The 19,479-nt window shown below is 46.6% G+C and carries 13 protein-coding genes; 7 read left to right on the top strand and 6 right to left on the bottom strand.

Annotated features, from left to right (window positions below):
- Positions 1 to 22 precede the first annotated feature (22 nt).
- Entirely contained in the window at positions 23 to 565 is a 543-nt protein-coding gene (locus UNH61_RS18530; protein ID WP_326993474.1) for a hypothetical protein, read from the top strand.
- A gap of 128 nt (positions 566 to 693) precedes the next feature.
- On the opposite strand, the gene UNH61_RS18525 is transcribed toward UNH61_RS18530, so the two are convergent.
- The 3 genes from UNH61_RS18525 to UNH61_RS18515 all read right to left on the bottom strand — a co-directional run bounded on the left by UNH61_RS18525 (position 694) and on the right by UNH61_RS18515 (position 6,213).
- Positions 694 to 1,869: a metallophosphoesterase gene (locus tag UNH61_RS18525; RefSeq protein ID WP_326993473.1), complete on the bottom strand. Its 1,176-nt coding sequence runs from the start codon at positions 1,867 to 1,869 to the stop codon at positions 694 to 696.
- Positions 1,870 to 1,953: 84 nt separating this feature from the next.
- Entirely contained in the window at positions 1,954 to 3,351 is a 1,398-nt protein-coding gene (locus UNH61_RS18520) for a hypothetical protein (RefSeq protein ID WP_326993472.1), read from the bottom strand.
- Positions 3,352 to 3,387: 36 nt separating this feature from the next.
- The gene (locus UNH61_RS18515; RefSeq protein WP_326993471.1) at positions 3,388 to 6,213 is read right to left on the bottom strand and encodes a TonB-dependent receptor; all 2,826 of its coding nucleotides are present in this window, start codon (positions 6,211 to 6,213) and stop codon (positions 3,388 to 3,390) included.
- A 439-nt stretch (positions 6,214 to 6,652) separates the two neighbouring features.
- Between UNH61_RS18515 and UNH61_RS18510 the strand changes: the two genes are divergently transcribed.
- Positions 6,653 to 8,998, top strand: a complete 2,346-nt coding sequence (locus UNH61_RS18510) for a PDZ domain-containing protein (RefSeq protein WP_326993470.1) — start codon at positions 6,653 to 6,655, stop codon at positions 8,996 to 8,998.
- A gap of 125 nt (positions 8,999 to 9,123) precedes the next feature.
- Here the strand turns inward: UNH61_RS18510 and UNH61_RS18505 are convergent, their stop codons facing one another.
- The 3 genes from UNH61_RS18505 to UNH61_RS18495 form a co-directional block, all read right to left on the bottom strand.
- Positions 9,124 to 10,164: an NAD(P)-dependent alcohol dehydrogenase gene (locus UNH61_RS18505; protein WP_326993469.1), complete on the bottom strand. Its 1,041-nt coding sequence runs from the start codon at positions 10,162 to 10,164 to the stop codon at positions 9,124 to 9,126.
- Between the two features lie 71 nt (positions 10,165 to 10,235).
- The gene (locus UNH61_RS18500; RefSeq protein ID WP_326993468.1) at positions 10,236 to 10,523 is read right to left on the bottom strand and encodes a hypothetical protein; all 288 of its coding nucleotides are present in this window, start codon (positions 10,521 to 10,523) and stop codon (positions 10,236 to 10,238) included.
- Between the two features lie 98 nt (positions 10,524 to 10,621).
- Complete coding sequence (locus UNH61_RS18495; protein WP_326993467.1) at positions 10,622 to 11,521, bottom strand: AraC family transcriptional regulator; 900 nt, start codon at positions 11,519 to 11,521, stop codon at positions 10,622 to 10,624.
- Between the two features lie 123 nt (positions 11,522 to 11,644).
- Here UNH61_RS18495 and UNH61_RS18490 point away from each other — a divergent pair, with 123 nt between their 5' ends.
- From UNH61_RS18490 to UNH61_RS18470, 5 genes are all read left to right on the top strand, one after another.
- A complete protein-coding gene (locus tag UNH61_RS18490) occupies positions 11,645 to 12,697 on the top strand; it encodes an NAD(P)/FAD-dependent oxidoreductase (protein ID WP_326993466.1) in 1,053 nt (350 codons plus the stop codon).
- 61 nt (positions 12,698 to 12,758) lie between these two features.
- Positions 12,759 to 13,913 carry a chromate efflux transporter gene (gene chrA, locus UNH61_RS18485; protein WP_326993465.1) on the top strand — a complete coding sequence of 385 codons (1,155 nt, stop codon included), beginning with the start codon at positions 12,759 to 12,761 and terminating at the stop codon, positions 13,911 to 13,913.
- 172 nt (positions 13,914 to 14,085) lie between these two features.
- Positions 14,086 to 14,700: an RNA polymerase sigma-70 factor gene (locus UNH61_RS18480; RefSeq protein ID WP_326993464.1), complete on the top strand. Its 615-nt coding sequence runs from the start codon at positions 14,086 to 14,088 to the stop codon at positions 14,698 to 14,700.
- Between the two features lie 51 nt (positions 14,701 to 14,751).
- Positions 14,752 to 15,795: a FecR domain-containing protein gene (locus UNH61_RS18475; protein WP_326993463.1), complete on the top strand. Its 1,044-nt coding sequence runs from the start codon at positions 14,752 to 14,754 to the stop codon at positions 15,793 to 15,795.
- Positions 15,796 to 15,992: 197 nt separating this feature from the next.
- Positions 15,993 to 19,469, top strand: a complete 3,477-nt coding sequence (locus UNH61_RS18470) for a TonB-dependent receptor (protein WP_326993462.1) — start codon at positions 15,993 to 15,995, stop codon at positions 19,467 to 19,469.
- Positions 19,470 to 19,479: the final 10 nt, after the last annotated feature.

The following is a 19,479-nucleotide window of genomic DNA, read 5'->3' as shown; positions in this document are numbered from 1 at the left end:
ATTGAAAGTAAAAAATATAAACATGAATAAAATAATTTCTTTATTTATAGTAGCTATTATTATCTCATTTTCGTGCTATGCTCAAGAAGCTGGTAATAATACAATATCATTTCAATTACCTAAAGGGTTTAAGAATACTTCTCTGGCAGAATACAAGACTCAGATAAAAGAACATCTATCAAAGCCAAAGGAATATTTGGATCGAGATCAATATTACTATAATGACAAAGGTATTGGTATGGTCGTTAGAGAAATGAAACCATTTAAATTTGACCCTTCCAGTCTTGAAGCAAGGAAACAATTTTTTGACGGTCTATTTCAGAAGCATTTTGAGACTAAGAGCAACTCATCTAATTTTAAGGACTACTCATCTGTAATAGAGTCTTACAATGGAGCAAGTTTCATGGTTGTCAAATATACCTATGATGAAGACTGTTATACAGAAATCGATTCTGATTTGAAACAGGGTAGATATGCTATTATTGTACTAGAATACAACAAGATGATGTCTGAGGAAGTAAATAGCATTGTGGAATCAATCAAAAAGACTATACGTTTAAAATGAGTAAAGAATTTTCCTGAAATTCTTTAATGTAATCGGGCTTCAATTTGTGAACTTTTTTTTGAAATTGAAAAGAGAGGACTTGCACCAGTAGCCTACTGGCGCAAGTCCTTAATAATGCTTTACAAAAGTCATTTCAAACTGATGTTTACCATATTACCCCACTTTACGGCTGCTGAAGGATTAGCAGCATCCGGATTCCAATACACTTCACGCACCGTTAGCATTTGAGTTTTCGCATCCAGCACGGCAAAATGAAAAGACAGTTTGGTTTCATCGGCCGCCGACACTACTCCCTTCATCGGGGAATCGGCGCCAACTGTTGCTAATGACACATCGTTGTCGGGCCCGGTATAGGTATAAAACTTGCTTTCGTGCACATGGCCATGTAAATATGCTTTGATATTGGTATGCTTTTTCAGGAAAGCAACAAATCCGCGCTGCTCTGTAGCATCTGCTGTATTTGCTGTCTTACCTGATTTAAATACTTCATCCAGTACATTATCAAATTTATCAGTATTGTTAATGCTATGGTCGCCATTAGGGTTGGTAAAGTGATTGGATACAACCGCAGGCTGATCATGTGCCACGATAACTACCGGAGTAACAGCCGGAACTGCCTGCAAATCTTTCTCCATCCAAACTCTTACACTCGAATCGGGCCACATCTGGATAAAGCAGAAGTGAACGCCTGCAATTTCTTTTGAGTAGTTGATTCTGTCGGCTTTAGGGTTGAAGTTAGCCGCAGTTTTAATACTGGTGTTGAACATCAGGTTATAGATGTTGGCCATAGACGTAGCGTCTGTTATCGGCGACATCGCTGTGTAGTAGCCAATGCTGTTGGATACATCATGATTGCCGGGCACCATCAGAACTGCTGCTTTCTGACTATTTTGTCCTTTGATAGTAAGGCTTTGCAGGTAATCTGTTTTGAATTGCTCCCAGGATGCGGCACCTGTTTGCACATTTGATGAAACTTCCATACGGTTCGCAATATCACCGGCTTCAAAGAGGTAGTCGATGCTGCCAATCTTCTGGCCGGCATTTAAAGCGCCATCTGCGGGAAGTGTTACATCAGGCATGCCATTGATTTTGGCAATCATGGCAGCATTTACCGTATGTGCGTCAACGTTGGTTTTACCCTGAAACTTAGCGCGGGTGATGCCATAATGGGCATCTGAAGTGAAAATGAATTGAACCTGGCCCGGTTCTTCTTTTTTGTCGTCGTTTTTATCTTTCTTACAGGCGCCAAACAATATGGCTGCTACCGGAAGGAGGTACAGTGCTTTGTGAATGGAGTTTCTCATCTTAATATAGGTTATAATGGTGAATGAGGACCGGGAAATGAGTATGTTCCCATTTCCCGGTCCCCGAAAATCTATTGCTGTTTATCAATGCTGATTACCCGAACCATTAATCTGGAAGCAGCCCAGATCCACACCTGGAGGAGTTACTTCAGATGCGCCATACACAGCATCCAGCGGCACTACCACCAACGGATGTACGCCGGTATAGCCCTTTCCTGCTAAGGGAGAGCCTGGCTGTATATGGAAATTGTAGCTGCCGATCGATGTCAGTCCCCACGGCGAGTAAGGACTGGGCAGTGGATAATTAACGAACATCGGATTCAGTTTCTGTACTACCGGGGTACCATCGTATTTCGGATTGGTATAATCGAAGTTAGCCGGCAGATAGGAAGCCGGATTCGGCAGGTCCGTAGGCTGTGGCCGGGTACATACAGTACCGGAGGTAAAGAAGTTGTTGGCAATCACCAGTGAATCGGCGTACTGGTAGTTGTTGCTGTAAGTAAGGTGAGCCGTATCAGCGGCGGGATTGTTTACTACGCGGTAACCTACGCGGCAGTTTACGGCTACGTTGTTATAAAAGGCGCCTCTGGCCCCTTCTTCGAAGTTGACTGTAGAACCCCTCTGGCCGGGCACCACACCACGACCACCATTCACGAATGTACTGTTGTACATCACCACGCTTGTTTGAGGAGCACCGATTCCCTGACCTTTGTTGGAAGCTTTCTGGCCATTGTAGGCTGTGCCGATGAAAAAGTTATAGGCCATGGTGCCGGTGGTGCCACCTTTTACATTGACGCAGTCGCCACCTGTACCTCCGGTTTTTTCAAATGTATTTCTGAAAACATGGATCTTACCGCTGGATACCCTGATACAGTCGTCTGTACCACCCCAGAGCCAGCAATCCTCTACAATGAAATATCCGTTGGGATTCTGGAAGAGCAGGTTGAAAGAGGTTCCTGCTTTCTGTTGTACTGCCGGGCCAAAGGTTTTACCATAGGCTGCTCCTGCGAAATCGATATGCGTCCATTTCAACACCAGCATGGGGCAGGAAGTATCGCAGGCGATCCCTTTCCAGAGGCGGTTGCTGCTATGCGCGGAATCGGCAGCGTAGGAAAGTCCGGGTGTATTGTCTTTTGCCAGTCCGGGTACAGTCATAATAACCGGCTGCGACCTGGTACCCTGGCTCACCAGTATCCCACGCACGGCAATACCGGAACCGTTCGTTACATTGATGGTTACACCTGGCTGAATGAGCAGGGTGTCGCCCTGATTGACGTAAACATCACAGCCAATGGTATATGTCTTCCCCGACAACATTACGCCTTTGATGGAGCCACACAACGGAGTGGCATCACTTACCGGTTGTCCGGCAGGAGGATTATATTTGTAGATATCAGTTTTTTCATCTGCCCATTTCTTACATCCGCTGGTGAATATCAGAACGGAAAGTATGGTAACAACAGGAAATAATATTTTTCTCATTATTGCTGATATTAAAGTTTGAGTTGAGTGTCTGAATTAAAACTTGTATTTAATTCCGCCCAGGAAGTTGAGGTATACCACCTGTTTTTGCATGTTAACGATATGGCTGCCCGCTTTCTGACCTGGCAGGCCCTGAGAGATGAAATTGTCCAGCACGGCTTCATCTACTTTTATGTACAACCTGTTAGCCGAATTGGTGATGTTGTTGATTTTGGTATAGAAGAAGAAGTGTTTAGACAAACTTTTTTCCAGTGAGAAATCCAGCTGGGTGTATGGCTTTTGCCAGATATCCAGCCCATACCAGGAAGATACCTGCGCGATCCGCTTACCGGTGTAGGAAAATGCCAGCTGCATATCAAGGCCGATCTTCGGGTTTTTATACAGGAGCGATGCGTTACCCACGTGATCTGCCTGACCCTGTAAAGGGCGGGTTTGGGTAGTGGTACCGGTTAATGTTTGCGCTGATACCTTGTCGTAGTACTTAGTGGTTTTGGGCGTAGTCACTTCTGAGTGGGTGTAGGTATAGTTTGCAGACACCCCAAATTTGCCGAAGAATTTTGTATAAACAGCTTCAAAACCGAAATTGGTGGCTTTGTCGGTGTTCTGTGCCTGTATGTTCAGGTTACTTGGGCCACCTTGGTTGATAACAAAATACTCAATAGGATTCTGCAGTTGTTTGTAAAAACCTCCGAGTAATAACTGGTCGGAGCCACCGGGGAAAAGCTCGTAACGGGCATCAATATTATCGGCCCGCACGTGTTTCAGGTAGGGGTTACCCATTTCTGTAAACTGCTCGCCCGGAATAGAATAGGGCACCAGTTCTCCGAATCCGGGTCTGCTGATGGATTTAAAATAAGATAAACGGATATTTTCTTTGCTATCCAGCATGTACTTGAAGTGTATGCTGGGCAATACATCTGTATAACGGATGGTACCATTTTTTCCGGAGAATTCAGCTGGCATCACTGTAGTGAAATCCTGTTGCGTATTTTCTACCCGCACGCCGCCGATGACCTGCAGGGCCTTTAATAACAGGAACCTGGCCTGTATATAACCGGCAGCTATTTTTTCATGGGCAGTATAACTATTGGGGGTCAGCGCACTCACGCTGCCACTTCCGTTTTGTGTAGGGTTGAATGCCAGGCTCAGGGTATCAATGGTATGAAATGCCTGGGTACTTCCATAGAACGGTTTCAGGCTATAGTCGTTGTAATAGTTATCTCTCGTTTTATAACGATATAAACCACCTCCGTCTAATTCTATCTCCTGGTTAAAAATAAACGGCCGGTAGGTAAGATTGGCATATCCTGCCCAATCCTTGTCAGAATTGCGCTGCCAGATATGCCGCACGCTCATACCATAAGTAGAAGAGTCGGCGCCGGTGGCATTGCCTTTTCCATCGAAGAGTACATTGGAATTAAAATCGTACGACGCCATATCCGGTACATTACTTTTAGCAATGGAGTATACACCGCTCCAGTCGAACGAAACCTGGTTACTCAGCTGATGCGCCCCATGTAGGGTAGCATTGTAAATATCCTGTATCTGCCATCTGCTCCTGTATTCTACATCTACCGACTTTTGAACAGCAGAAGAGTTGGTGCCGAAAGTGGTATCATTGGTATATCTTGTCTGATACTCATTCTGATGCACATAAAAATTATAGAGCGAGATGGTGTTACGGTCGTTGAATACGTAGTCAATTTTATTATGCAGGGCAATCCTGTTGGTTTGTGTGGAGTATTCTCTGTCCAGCACATCTGTGATCATCAGGGTAGTGGGCTGCGGAATAATGTTGGTATTGGCACTGGGGATGATCGTTTGTGTATTGGAGCCCCTGAAGAAATTCTGGTAGCTGGCAGAAACGATTACACCGAGTTTTTTATTAAAGAACCGGTTACCGATGGTGAGTCCCGCTGTAGTATTTACCGGCGATGATTTATCGTGGTAATGAAAATGATTCAGCCTGAAATCAGCAGCAGTTGCCGTATATCCGTTACCGTGAATTTCGGCCGGAGAAGGCGACTTCATACCTGCATGATCGAATGCGCTGAATGGCCTGTCGGAAAAGAGGGTGGAATATCCACCAGCCAGGCTTGCGTTGAGCATGAAATGGTCTGGTGCACTTTTCATCACCAGGTTCATCGTACCACCAATGGCATCTCCTTCCATTCCTGGTGTCAGGGCTTTGATTACTTCCAGCCTTTCCAGCATATCGGATGGAAACAGATCCATCGGAACAAAGCGGTATTTATCGTCGGGGCTTGGGATCTTCACCCCATTCACCAGCGTATTGTTATAACGTTGCGCCATACCGCGGATGATGGCGTAGCGTCCTTCACCGCTGTTATCGCGCTGAATAGTCACGCCACTGACACGTTGCAGGGCATTGGCAACCGTTACATCTGGCAGCAGTTGAATAGCTCTCGCAGAAAGTATATTCTGCACTACATCCCCGTTTTTCTCCATGGCACGTACGTAGCTATCACTATGCTTGCTGCCTCCGTTTATATTCACAGCTCCCAGTTCCTTAATCTCATCTTTTAATTCAATATTACCGATGGATTCGATACTCCTGGCATCTTTCAGGGTTACCTTGAATTCTTCCGAAGACTTATATCCAATGAATTTGATCTTTACTTCATAGTTTCCTTCAGGCAGATTTTTGAATACGAAACTACCATCAAGATTCGCCACGGTTTTGTATTTCATCTTTCCGGACTCCGCTTCTATCACCGCCCCCACAATGGGTTCGTGAGTTTTGGAATCGGATACTTTCCCTTTGATGATACCGGCTAGGGTTGGTAAGGAACAACATATACCACCTAAAAGTGACAATAGTTTGCATGTGGAGGTAGACATGAGAAATTTTGGTTTAATGCGACAAATCTCTTCAAAAAGACAGTAGGCCTGTAGCGGGTTTGGGTCAATTAACTATTAAATAATATTTATTTAACCATTTGATATCATTTAATTGATAAATTATACCTAAGTGATAATGCAGTTAGGGGGTGTTTATCAAGTGAGGAATTGCTACTGTGGCCAAAATGGAGCAAAATTGGAGAAATCCTGTATTGCTAAAAGCTAATGGCTGGCAGCTATTCCTGATTCGCAATTCTCATATATCAATAGTTTTTTCTCAACTATGCCGGTCACCTGGATATAAAGCCGACTTTCTTCCTATATTTCCAATAGACAACCAAAAAGAAATACCTGTTGCAACCACGTTTTATCATGTGAAATGTACAACTGTATCTCAACTAATAACAACCATCAGCAACCATTATATCAATAAAACCACATGAAATATCTGAGCTTCCTTTGCTGGGCCTTTTTCACCTTACCACTGGCAAATGCACAAACAACCATCTATGTTTCGCCACAAGGCAACGACCAACACACCGGCAGCGCTGCAGCGCCACTGGCTACTATCCACAAAGCAGCGGAGAAAGCCGTTGCTAAAAAAGAGCAACACGTCACCATCCTGCTGCAGCCCGGTACCTACTACCTTCAAAGCGAACTGCACTTAGATGCAGCCAGCATGGCCTGTAACAGTCTGGATATCAAAGCCGCCGGCAATCAGCCCGTATTCATCAGCGCAGGAAAGAAACTGGCCCTGAAATGGAAGCCCTGGAAAAATGGTATTTATACCGCAGCTGTTCCGGCCGGAAGCAGCTTCGAACGGCTGTACGTCAACGGCCGGCTGCAGGTGCTGGCACGTTATCCTGACTACGACAGCACCGCCAGGGTGTTTCATGGCACCGCTGCGGATGCCCTGGAACGTGCCGCCAAATGGCAACACCCGGAAAACGGCTACATACATGCCCTGCATGCATACGACTGGGGCGGGTTTCATTATCGCATTACCGGTGTGAAAGATGGCCAGCCGCAACTGGAAGGCGGATGGCAGAACAACCGCCCCAACGGCCTGCATAAAGATTACCGCTTCGCAGAAAATAACCTGGAAGAACTGGATGCGGCAGGGGAGTGGTATCTCGACCGGAACGCTCATCAACTCTACTACTATCCTCCTGCAGAAGTGAACCTGGCAACCGCCCGGGTGGAAGTATCCAATCTGAAGAACAGCATCGTGCTGAAAGGGAGTGAACACCATCCATTGCGTAATGTAACATTGCAGGGATTGAACTTTATTCACAACGAACGCACGTTCATGGATACACGGGAACCACTGCTGCGCAGCGACTGGACTATCTACCGCGGCGGTGCCCTGCTGCTGGATGGTACAGAAAACTGCCGCATCACCGATTGCAGCTTCGCCGGACTGGGAGGCAACGCCGTCATGTTGAGCAACTACAACTACCACGATACCATCAGCGGCTGCTATATTCATGATATAGGAGCCAGCGCAGTATGTTTTGTGGGAGATGTGAAGGCAGTACGGTCTCCGGCGTTCCGCTATGAAGACTATATCCCCTACGCGCAGCTCGATAAAACGCCTGGTCCCGCTACGGGCAACTATCCCCGCGAATGTGCAGTAATCAACAACCTGATCCATCATGTAGGAGATATCGAAAAACAGGCAACAGGCGTGGAAATCACGATCTCATCTGCAATTACCGTAAGCCATAACAGCATCTACAATACTCCGCGTGCAGGTATCAATATCGGCGATGGCTGCTTCGGCGGGCACGTACTCGAATACAATGATGTGTTCAACACTGTGCTGGAAACCGGGGATCATGGTGCTTTCAATTCGTGGGGGCGTGACCGTTACTGGGCGCCTGACCGGGCTTATATGGACAGCCTTGCTGCTGCCCATCCCGAACTCATACTGCTCGACGCGCAGCAGCCGGTTACGATCCGCAATAACCGCTTCCGCTGCGATCATGGCTGGGATATAGACCTCGACGATGGTTCGTCCAATTATCATATATACAACAACCTTTGCCTCAACGGCGGCTTGAAGCTACGGGAAGGCTTTCACCGGATCGTGGAAAACAATATCATGGTGAATAATTCTTTTCATCCGCATGTATGGTTCCGGAACAGTAGCGATGTATTCATGCATAATATTGTAACGAGAAAATACTTCCCCATAGAAATCAAAGACTGGGGAAAAAGGGTGGATGAGAACCTGTTCCCGGATGCAGCTGCGCTACAGGAAGCTCAATACAACGGAACGGATAGCCATAGCCTGGCCGGAGATCCGTTGTTTGCTGATCCCCCCAAAGGCGACTATACCGTGCAACCGAACTCTCCGGCATTCCGCATCGGGTTTCATAATATTCCGATGGACAGCTTCGGGGTGATGAAGCCAGCGCTCAGGAAAATTGCGAGGCAGCCGGATCTTCCGGTATTCACGATGCCCGGCGGCACCGCTGCAGAAAACGCCGCGGGAACCGATTTCCTCGGTGGGAAAATCAGGTCCGTCAGCGGCCCTGGTGAGCGCTCCGCCTACGGCCTCCCCGATGAATCGGGCGTACTGGTGCTGGATGCAGGCAGTAACTCCCTGCTGGCACGTGCAGGATTAAAGACGAAAGATGTGATACGTATGGCCGCCGGCCACCCGGTAAGAAATGTTGCAGAACTGTTACAACAGGTGGAAGCGGCTAACTGGAAAGGGAAGATACCGGTAACGATTATACGAAATCAACAGGCAAAGGAGATGGAACTGCAGATGAAGTAAGCTTTTAGTGAACAGCAGGAAAGAGATGCTCAGCCATCTCCTTCCTGCTGTTATTGTTAATTTCTACCCACCATTACGCCACCATCTATGCCCCAAATAGCAGGCTTGCTTCATTTCCTTTTATTTTATAGTTTTTTCATGTCAATGACGAACCTGTAATGCACGTCCCCTTTCAATGTACGCTCGAAGGCCTCATTGATATAATCCGGTGCAATTACCTCCACGTCAGCAGTAATGTTATTCGCGGCGCAGTAATCCAGCATCTCCTGTGTTTCGCCGATGCTGCCAATCAATGAACCTGCCAGCCTTCTTCTTTTTGAAATCAGCATATAGGCCGTCAGTTGCGGAGCTTCCGGCGGAACGCCAAGTAGTATCATCGTACCATTTTTTTTCAGTAGGTTTAAGTACATATTGTAATCATGTTTGGCCGACACGGTATCAATGATAAAATCAAAAGAGGAAGCTGCAGCTTTCATTTGCCCGCCGTCCAAAGTCAGTACAAAATGCGTCGCTCCCAGTTTCAGTGCGCTTTCCTTTTTTGAAGGAGAAGTACTAAGTACGGTAACTTCAGCGCCAAAAGAGGAAGCGAATTTTACCGCCATGTGGCCGATGCCTCCAAGTCCCAATACAGCCACCTTGTGCCCTTTACCCACTTTCCAGTGACGCAGGGGAGAGTAAGCTGTAATGCCGGCGCACAACAAAGGTGCTACACCAGCTGCCGGTAATGTTTCCGGTACCTTCAGCACATACTTTTCATTCACTACTATACTGTTCGAGTAGCCTCCTTTTGTAACGGAACCATCCGGTAATTTTCCGTTTTGTGTGGGCGTAATACCATGCTCACAATATTGTTCCTCACCCTCGTCACAACTACTGCAATGCCGGCAGGAGTTAATGAAATAGCCAACACCCACCAGGTCGCCCGTTTTATATCCCGTCACCTGATCACCTGTTGCTTTAACACGTCCCACAATTTCATGCCCCGGTATTAACGGATACACGGTACCTCCATACTGGTTCTTTGATTGATGAATATCGGCGTGGCAAACACCGCAGTATAGAATATCAATCAGCAGGTCGTTTGCTTCAGGTTCCTTTCGCTCAAAATCGAATAGAACCAATGACGCTTCGGCACTATGCGCCGCATATCCTTTTGCTTTGATCATTTTCTGAGCTTGAAGAAAAGATGCTGTCGTTCGTAAGAGGCAGCATCTTTTCTGTGTTAACTAAAATACAGCTAGGCCACTGTATATATTCTCACATCAGGCGTGTCTTTTAAGTAAGGTTTTAATGCTACTACCACGTCGTTATTGAATAGTTCGCTGGTTAAGTACGCCTGCGCATCTGCTGCAGATTCGAATCCGTGTAATACCTGTACATCTTCGGTTCTTACCAAAAGCTCCTTTGATAGGGCTCCTTTAATGTTTTCCAGGAACGGTGCTTTATATTTGTTATACACACCTGCTGCATTACCCCTGTCTGCTTCATCAACTTTCAGACTGATTGCTAAATAAGCTTTTGCCATTGTATAAAGATTTTAAATTTATAAGGCAAAGTTCCCGATTAGCCTGTTCTGCGGAAATGGATAGAAGTGAAATTAAATGGTAGATTTCGGAAACGTATTTAAGAAATGGATTTCCTGAACTCTGAAGGAGAAATATTAGCGTGCTTCTTAAAGTATTTTACAAAATAGGACGGATCGTCAAATCCCAAACGATAGCCAATTTGGTTAACATTAAGATTGGAATGTAAAAGTAGTCGTTGTGCCTCCAGAATAATACGTTCCTGTATCATCAATGAAGGCGTTTTGTTCAGTGTCTGATTGGTCAGGTCTGATAAAGTACGGGTGGAGATGTGCATTAAATCCGCATACTCTGATACCGTCAGGCCTTTATTGTAGTTTTCATCTATTAGATTGATAAAATGAATAAGCTGCGTTCTTTTTTCATCCAGCTCAAATGGTGTTTCACTATCTTTTTTTTCAAAATCATTTTTCCTGCGCTGCACCTGTATCAAAAAGGCCTTCAGATAAGCCCGGAGCAATTCTTCCCGTGCAAACCCGCCATCGTTGGCCAATTCGGTTTCGATCTGCCGGATATATTCTTCCAGTAGATGCTCAGTTTCATGACCAATGCAGCAGGAAGGTGTTTGATATGGGTTATTAAAAAGATTGCGTTTTACAAGAAAATCAATTCCGTTGTCACTATGCCCCAGAAATAACTCGCTGAAATGGATCAGCACTCCTTCATAATCTGTTTGCTGGTCAAAATAATGTACCTGATTTTTAGCGATGAAAAATATGGCATTTTCAAAAACATCGTAGGCCTTGAAATCAACAAAATGCTTACCATGCCCTTTTTTAAACCAGATAATCTGGTAATAGCTATGTATGTGTGGTTTGGTGGTGTCGTCCGGATAGGCTTTAAGGTAGTCCTTTAAATTATGTATGACAAATTGTGCCTTATCAGGCTGATGCTGATGGAGATGATATTCCCTGATGGGATCTGTTTCTTTCTTTGCCATATGTTAATTAAAAATACAAAATAGTGCAGCATTCAACAACTGCCGTTAAAGGGTTGCTGATAACTACCATTGTTTTTCCGATATGTACAATAAAATTTTGTGTCAAATGATCAATTTCGCAGGATGGAGTTAAACGAACGAATTATTATTGTCGGTGGTGGTTTAAGTGGACTTACTTTAGCATGGTTACTATCACAAAAGCATATCAAGGCCAGTGTTTTGGAAGCATCCTCAAGATTGGGCGGAAGAATTCAAACGGTAAAAGGCATATTGGAAACACCTTTGGAATTAGGTGCCACCTGGTTTTCGGATGTACATCCTCATCTGTTATCCCTGATGGAAGAATTAGGATTGACCAGGTACCCGCAATATTCAAAAGGCATTTCCCTCTTTCAAACAAAATCATTTGAGCCTCCCCAAAAATTTTTCGTTCCTGAAGCAGAAAGCCCATCATACCGGATTGCGGGAGGCACGCAGGCATTGATTGATGCTTTGGCCCGGAAGTTACCGGCTGAAAATATCCATTTAAATAAACAGGTTACTGCCATTAACGAAGCGGCAGATCAATTGCTGCTGCTCACCGCTGATGGCGGGAAATATTACGCGGAGAACGTGGTTGTTTGCGTACCTCCGCAGTTGGCATCTTCAAAAATAAAATTCTTCCCCGGGCTGCCTGATGATGTCCGCCACCTGCTGCCCGCCGTTCAGACGTGGATGGCTGGTGCGGTAAAATTTACATTGGAATATGCAGCACCGTTCTGGCGCGACAACGGTTATTCCGGCATGCTGTACAGCCATGCCGGAATCATTGTGGAAATGTACGACCATACCAATTTTGAAGAAAACAAATTCGGGTTCACCGGTTTTCTGAATAGTGCTGCAGCATCTTATCAGCCGGGCATAAGAAAAGAATTGGTGTTGCAGCAGATCAGCGATTTATTCGGAGAAAAGGCAAGGAGTCCGGTTACTTATTTTGATAAAGTCTGGGCAGACGAATTTGTGCTGGATGGAAACCCTGTCATACATCGGCCTCACCAATATAATGGACATCCGTTATTGCAAAGTACTTATATGAATGGAAAATTATCTTTCTGTGGAACTGAAACCGCCAGTGGGTTTGCAGGGTACATGGAGGGTGCAGTGATTGCCGCAGATTTTGTTTCCAAAAGATTTTGAAATGCTTTCTGCTATCTTTATTTTGTACATCTTTCTTAATCTATAAAGCAATGCCCAGGGAATGTTACCAGATATTGCAGAAAATATCCCCGCAAGTAAAGCAACGAAACTCAAAGAAATTGCTTTTTCCTGTTTAAAACTGGGAACCATAGGGTTTGGCGGCATCGCCGGTATGGTGGCCACTATCGAAGACGAAATGGTGGTCAGGCGGAAGTGGATAGATCACCAGCATTTTATGGATGTGCTAAGCACGTCCTACATCATTCCGGGGCCTAATGCAGTGGAGGTAGTGATGCACTGCGGCAAGGAGAGGGGCGGTCGCCTGGGACTGGTAGTGGCAGGGATTTGTTATATAACGCCGGCTATGCTAATTTGTCTCCTCTTCGGATATTTTTATCAGCAATACAGCGCGTTGCCGGATGTACAGCATTTCATCTGGGGCATCAGACCCGCTACCACCGCATTGGTCATCGGCACGGTGTTCCGGCTTTGGAACAAGACCCTGAAGAATAACCGGGTCCTTATTGCGCTTTGTGTGCTGGTTTTTGCGTGCTCATTATATGGCATGAACGAAGTACTGCTGATACTGGGGGCTGGGGTAGCAAATTACTTCGCTGCTACCGTAAAAAATAAACTGCCTTTATTTGCCGGCTTATTATTTCTGCCACTGCTGCAGCAAAGTTCTCCCCGTTTTTCGGAAGGCAAACTCTTTCTGATATTCCTCAAAATAGGTGCTGTTTTATACGGGAGCGGCTATGTACTTTTCGCGTATATGGACGAAGCCCTTGTAAGAAACAACAGCTGGCTAACCCGGCAGCAACTGATGGATGCCATTGCCGTTGGCCAGATTACACCCGGGCCTATACTATCGAGCGCCACCTTTGCAGGATATCTTATCAGCGGAACAACAGGTGGCGTATTAGCTACCATCGCCATTTTCTTGCCTTCTTTTTTTATCTCATTCTTCCTTCATCAGCTGCTCTCATCTGCCAGGAAGAGCGAAAAGCTAAGACTATTTTTAGACGGGCTCAGTGCTGCATCCATTTCAATTATTGCCGCAGTAGGACTGCATCTGCTGACCTTGTCCGTTGAAACATGGAGAAGCGCGGTGATTTTAATGGTTTGTCTGTTGCTGACCCTTTTTATGAAGAAATTAAGTACCGTGTATATTATACTGATCGGTAGTATAGGTGGATTTCTGTTACAATTGTTATAACCGCACGATACCTTTATGGGAGTTTTTGAATAAGCACATCGTATTTTAATTACTTTCTACTAAAAACTGGTAGCTATTAACCGGAACTGACTCCCAAAAGCAAAAAAAGCGATAGTTTACTGTCATTTATTAAAAAGTGTTACGATTTACCGGAAAAATTTTATTTTGTGGTATGCACGTGAACATGGAAGAGTTACTTTATCGCATACAATTTCATGACGACCAACAGGCATTTAAGGCGCTTTACGAGCAGCTGGTGTTCAGATTATACCAGTTCGCATTCGCCTTTCTGAAACAACGGCAGGCAGCAGAGGAGATAGCAAACGACGTTTTTGTGAAGCTATGGGAAAGGCGCTATACGCTTGATAAGATTGGTGATTTGAAAGTGTATCTCTATGTTGCCGTAAAAAATGCGGCCCTCAATCACCTGCGCAAAAAGGATGTTATCGGGGCTGACCTCGATTCCCTGCACGTACAACATTTTCACCTCGAACCAGACACCGAAAACCGCCTGCTCACACATGAGTTGCAACAGGCAATTGATGACGCCATCCGGCAGCTGCCCTCTAAATGCAGGCTGATCTTCAAATTGGTGAAACAGGATGAGCTTTCCTACAGGGAGGTCGCCAATATCCTCGGTCTCTCTACAAAAACAATCGACGCTCAGTTAACCATCGCGATGAAAAAACTGGCAGGAAGCCTGCAATCTTTTGCGCCCTGCAACACTACTCCCCGTACGTCCGGAAAGGTGGGCACCGCCTTAAAAAAATTTTTTTCCCTCTTTTAGGGAATTCCTGTTTTAGGGGTGTCCCTATACACATATCCTATCCGGAATTCAATGAAATCAGAAAGATTAGCAGCCCTGTTGGCAAAAAAAGCAGGACAATCAGCTACCCAGGAAGAACTGGAAGAATTAGCACAGTTGCTGGCTACAGATCCTGACGCCGCTTTTATGGAAGCAGTGATCAGCAGGGTGGGCGCCAGTGACGTGGATGCTGCGGAAAAAACAGCTTTCGCGGAAGTCGGCTGGGATAAACTGGCCTCACAGCTCGAGCCGGGAACCTTACAGGTGGTCAGCCGGCGCCGGCGCTGGTGGGCCGTGGCAGCTACTGCGGCTATATTGGTGACCGCCACTTCCATAGGGCAATGGCTTTACCGCACCAAAGCAAGAGAAGTAGCTGCTGCTACGCAACATATTGTTGCACCGATGGGCAAAACCATCAAAGCTATCCTGCCCGATGGTTCCACCGTTTGGCTCAATGCCGGCAGTGAACTGAGCTATGATGGCGGATTCAGTATCACCAACAGAAATGTACATGTCAGCGGAGAGGTTTTCCTGGACGTGGTAAAAGACGAGGTCCGCCCTTTCGTGGCTCATACCGCTGATATGGATATACATGTATTGGGCACTTCTTTCAATATCAAAGCATATAACGACGACCGCCGCGCTGAAGTGAGTGTTATCGGCGGAAAGGTACAGGTGGTAATGCACAGCCGGCCCGATAACCGGGTTATCCTGCTGCCAAATGAAAAACTGGTCATGACCGAACCTGCCGCTTCCAACGGCAAGGCCCCTGCACTCTCTGAACGCCTGAACTATGAGGTGAAACACCTCGCCGTCAGCGCCGATTCGAGTCTTGTTGTGGAAACAGCCTGGAAAGAACGAAAGCTGGTATTCACCAACGAAACCTTCAGAGAGGTGGCCCGCAAAATGGAACGACAATTTAATGTAACCATATCCTTTAAGGAAGATAGTATGAAAAACGAGGTACTCAGCGGCGGATTCGAAAAAGAAGACATCGGGAAAGCATTACGGCTACTGCAGATGATTACACCATTCCACTATAGTATTAACGGACAGCACGTAGAACTGTACAAATAACGGATCATCATTTTATCAACTCAAAAATTCACCTGTAATGAACACACACGCACATAGACAAGGTAGTTCCTGACAACACAAACAAAAAGGAAGAGCGCTAACTCTTCCTCCAAAAAGGCTGTTATGTATCAACAGGGGTAAGCTGGCTTCGAAACTCTGCTTACGCCCTACTTTACAAACCTTTCTAAAACAAATCTATGAAAAAAAGAAGATTTGGAGGGACTTCCTATGCGCCCGGCCAGACCATCAAATTATTCCTCATTATGAAGTTATGCTTTGTTGTGGTGTTGCTCTCCTGTTTGCATGCTTCAGCGGTGGTATTTTCGCAGGAAAAATTTACCCTTTCCTTTAGCAGAACCGACGCAGACAAGATTTTCGAAAAGATCCAGAAAGAAAGCGATTATCGCTTCTTTTATAACTACAACACCATCCGCCGCCTAGGTAAAATAGACCTGCACGTTAAAGATGCACTGCTCGCCGAAATCATGAACAAGATTCTCGACAGCACCATCTCTTACCGGATCGTAGACCATAACCTGGTCGTGATTGCTCCGCGCGCCGAAGCGGCCGATAATACTGTTTCCGGTCATGTGGAAGACAGTAAAGGCAACCCGCTCGTAGGGGTATCTGTTAAAGTGAAAGGCAGCAGCCAGGGCGCTGTTACGGATGCAAAGGGAAACTTTTCGCTGCAGGCTTCCTCCGGTGCCGTATTGCTGATCACTTATATGGGATATGAATCGAAAGAAGTGACAGTAAACGGTAGTGCACCGCTGGCAATCGTACTCGAGGAATCTACCAGTGGCCTCAATGAGGTAGTGGTGATCGGTTATGGTACCCAACGCAAAAAGGATGTAACAGGGGCTATCAGCTCCATCAGCAGCAAAGACCTGCGCAACGTACCTGTACGCAACGCGGCAGAAGCCCTGCAGGGTAAGGTGAGCGGCGTAACGGTGTCGCAAAGCAGCGGTAGCCCCGGATCTCCGCCGGTAGTACGCATCAGGGGAATCGGTTCCATCAGCGGCGCCAACGCTCCGCTTTATATCGTGGATGGTTTGCCTCAGACCGATATCGGCTGGCTGAACCCTAACGATATTGAATCGATGGATATCCTGAAAGATGCTTCTGCGGCAGCTATCTATGGAGCCAGGGGCTCTAACGGCGTGGTTATCATCACTACCCGCAAAGGCAGCAAAACCGATCAGAAAATGCATGTGACTTTCGACAGCTACACCGGCATACAATCTGCCTGGAAACGCCCGCACATGCTCAACGCCTCAGAATTCATCGAATATAAGAAAAGAGCTTACAGCGCGGGTAACTCCCCAATGCCTACCAGCCTCGATTCTGACGCCAAAATAGCACAGGTGCTGAAATTCGTTGCGGAGAACACCGGCAGTCCTAACGGCACCGACTGGTGGAAAGAAATCATGCGCGATAATGCCGTTGTGCAAAGCTATAACCTGGGCCTCACCGGTGCCGGTAAAAATCTTACCTACAATACTTCTGCCGGCTATATGAAACAGGAAGGTATCGTGAAAGGATCCGATTACCAGCGCATCTCCTGGAGAACCAATGTGGGAGCCGATATCAGCCCGCGTGTGAAATTCAGCAGCAACATCGGACTGATCTACGAAAGCCGCCGCAATGTGGATGAGAACAATCCTTATAGCGGTACCATCTTCAGCGCTATGGCAGCAGATCCTATCACACCGGTGTTCCGCAATAACCTGAAAGATATACCCTCCACACTCGGTACTATCATGGACGGCTATGATGCCAGCAATCCTTATTCCCAATATGCCGGTATACTCTATTCCAACAAGCCCAACCCCGTTGGCCAGGTAGAACGTATGCAGCAAAGCATCTGGGAAGGTATCGCTATCAAGGGAGGCGCTGCACTGGATGTGAAAATCCTGGAGCCCCTCGCTTTCCGCAGTAACTTCGGAATGGACCTGGCACGTGGCATCTCCAAAGGATTCACGCCTTCCTACTACCTGAATCCATTCGATTACGCCAATCTCAATACGGTGAGCAATACCTCCGACTGGAATAACTATTTCGTATGGGAGAACACACTCACGTTCGATAAAAGCTTTGGCCGTCACCATGTAACAGCTATGGCGGGCGTGGCTGCTGAGCTGAGGAAAGAGCTCAACTATGGTGCTTCCAAACAAGGAATAGTTAACAACGATCCTGATATGCGTATTATCAATGCCGGTACTTTAAATCCAGGCGCTTCGGGTTATACTTATTCCAGTGCGTTGAATTCATTCCTCGGACGTATTAACTACGTATATGCCGACCGTTACATTCTCGCTGCCAATGTGCGCCGCGATGGATCTTCCAGCTTCGGCCCGGGATACCGCTGGGGTACTTTCCCCTCTGTATCTGCCGCATGGCGTTTCTCCGAAGAAAACTTCCTGAAAGATGCTAACCTTCCCTGGCTCACCAGCGGTAAGCTCCGCGCCAGCTATGGCAGCATCGGTAATCAGAACGTGGGCGGAGGAAGCGGTTTGTATCTGTCTACCTACGGTAATACCTTCTATCGCTACCTGTTTGGCAACACCAATAACCCCTACCTGGGCGCTGAACGCAAAACGATGGCCAATCCTACTTTGCAGTGGGAAACCTCTACGCAGGCCGATGTTGCCCTGGAACTGCAGTTCTTCAAAGGGGAACTGGATGTAAGCGTGGATTATTTCAATAAAAAGGTGGGGAACATGCTCGTGCAGGTGCCACTCCCCGCTGCGATGGGATACCCCGCCGGCAGCCCATACTGGATCAATGCCGGTAAAATGGTCAATAAAGGATGGGAAGTGTCCATCGGACATACCCACTCCTTCGGCGATTTCTCCTATAACGCCCGCCTGAATGTTTCCACTTTCAAAAACAAAGTGCTGAGCATGGGTGGTGGCGAACCTATCTATACTACTGCGCACCTCGGTGAAGTAATCAGTAAAACGGAAGAGGGGATGCCGGTTGGTTATTACTTCGGATGGAAAACTGATGGCATCTTCCAAACGCAGGACGAAGTGGATAAAAGCCCGCAGAAGGGTATCAGCACTCCTGGTGATCTCCGCTTTAAAGATATCAACGGTACCGATGCCAACGGCAAGGTAGTGCCTGGTCCGGATGGAAAACTGGATGCTGCCGACCGTACCATGATTGGCAATCCCTGGCCCGACTTCGTATACGGTATCAACATCGGTCTGAACTATAAACGCTTCGATCTGACCATGTTCTGGCAGGGCTCTCAGGGTAATGATGTGATGAACATCCTGCGCTATGATACAGAAGCCGGCACCGGCTGGTACAACGCTCCGAAAGGATTCCTGCAGAAATCCTGGAACGGCCCCGGCTCCACCAACAAATATTATAAGATCTCTTCTGTTGCCGGTCTGAATAACAGCGTGTCCGATTATTTCGTGGAAGATGGTTCCTATCTGCGCCTCAAGAATATCCAGGTAGGATACAACTTCCCGTCGAACTGGCTGGAACGTGCACATATACCACAGTTACGGATATACGTAGGCGCGCAGAACCTGTTCACATTTACAAAATACAGCGGTCTCGATCCGGAAATGGGTAGCGAAAATCCCCGGCTGGTGGGTATCGATCAGGGATACTTCCCCCAGGCCCGCACTTTTATGATCGGACTTAACGCCAGGTTTTAATCACTAATAC

This window comes from Chitinophaga sp. 180180018-3 (genome assembly GCF_037893185.1).
Taxonomy (GTDB): Bacteria; Bacteroidota; Bacteroidia; order Chitinophagales; family Chitinophagaceae; genus Chitinophaga.
This window is presented reverse-complemented; position numbering and strand designations above follow the sequence as displayed.

Bases quoted from the DNA above. Each gene is read 5' to 3' on its own strand.
- UNH61_RS18470 (WP_326993462.1), top strand. From the start codon at position 15,993: ATGAAAAAAAGAAGATTTGGAGGGACTTCCTATGCGCCCGGCCAGACC.
- chrA (WP_326993465.1), top strand. From the start codon at position 12,759: ATGTTACCAGATATTGCAGAAAATATCCCCGCAAGTAAAGCAACGAAA.
- UNH61_RS18515 (WP_326993471.1), bottom strand. From the start codon at position 6,213: ATGTCTACCTCCACATGCAAACTATTGTCACTTTTAGGTGGTATATGT.
- UNH61_RS18525 (WP_326993473.1), bottom strand. From the start codon at position 1,869: ATGAGAAACTCCATTCACAAAGCACTGTACCTCCTTCCGGTAGCAGCC.
- UNH61_RS18500 (WP_326993468.1), bottom strand. From the start codon at position 10,523: ATGGCAAAAGCTTATTTAGCAATCAGTCTGAAAGTTGATGAAGCAGAC.
- UNH61_RS18495 (WP_326993467.1), bottom strand. From the start codon at position 11,521: ATGGCAAAGAAAGAAACAGATCCCATCAGGGAATATCATCTCCATCAG.
- UNH61_RS18480 (WP_326993464.1), top strand. From the start codon at position 14,086: ATGCACGTGAACATGGAAGAGTTACTTTATCGCATACAATTTCATGAC.
- UNH61_RS18510 (WP_326993470.1), top strand. From the start codon at position 6,653: ATGAAATATCTGAGCTTCCTTTGCTGGGCCTTTTTCACCTTACCACTG.
- UNH61_RS18530 (WP_326993474.1), top strand. From the start codon at position 23: ATGAATAAAATAATTTCTTTATTTATAGTAGCTATTATTATCTCATTT.
- UNH61_RS18505 (WP_326993469.1), bottom strand. From the start codon at position 10,164: ATGATCAAAGCAAAAGGATATGCGGCGCATAGTGCCGAAGCGTCATTG.
- UNH61_RS18490 (WP_326993466.1), top strand. From the start codon at position 11,645: ATGGAGTTAAACGAACGAATTATTATTGTCGGTGGTGGTTTAAGTGGA.
- UNH61_RS18475 (WP_326993463.1), top strand. From the start codon at position 14,752: ATGAAATCAGAAAGATTAGCAGCCCTGTTGGCAAAAAAAGCAGGACAA.
- UNH61_RS18520 (WP_326993472.1), bottom strand. From the start codon at position 3,351: ATGAGAAAAATATTATTTCCTGTTGTTACCATACTTTCCGTTCTGATA.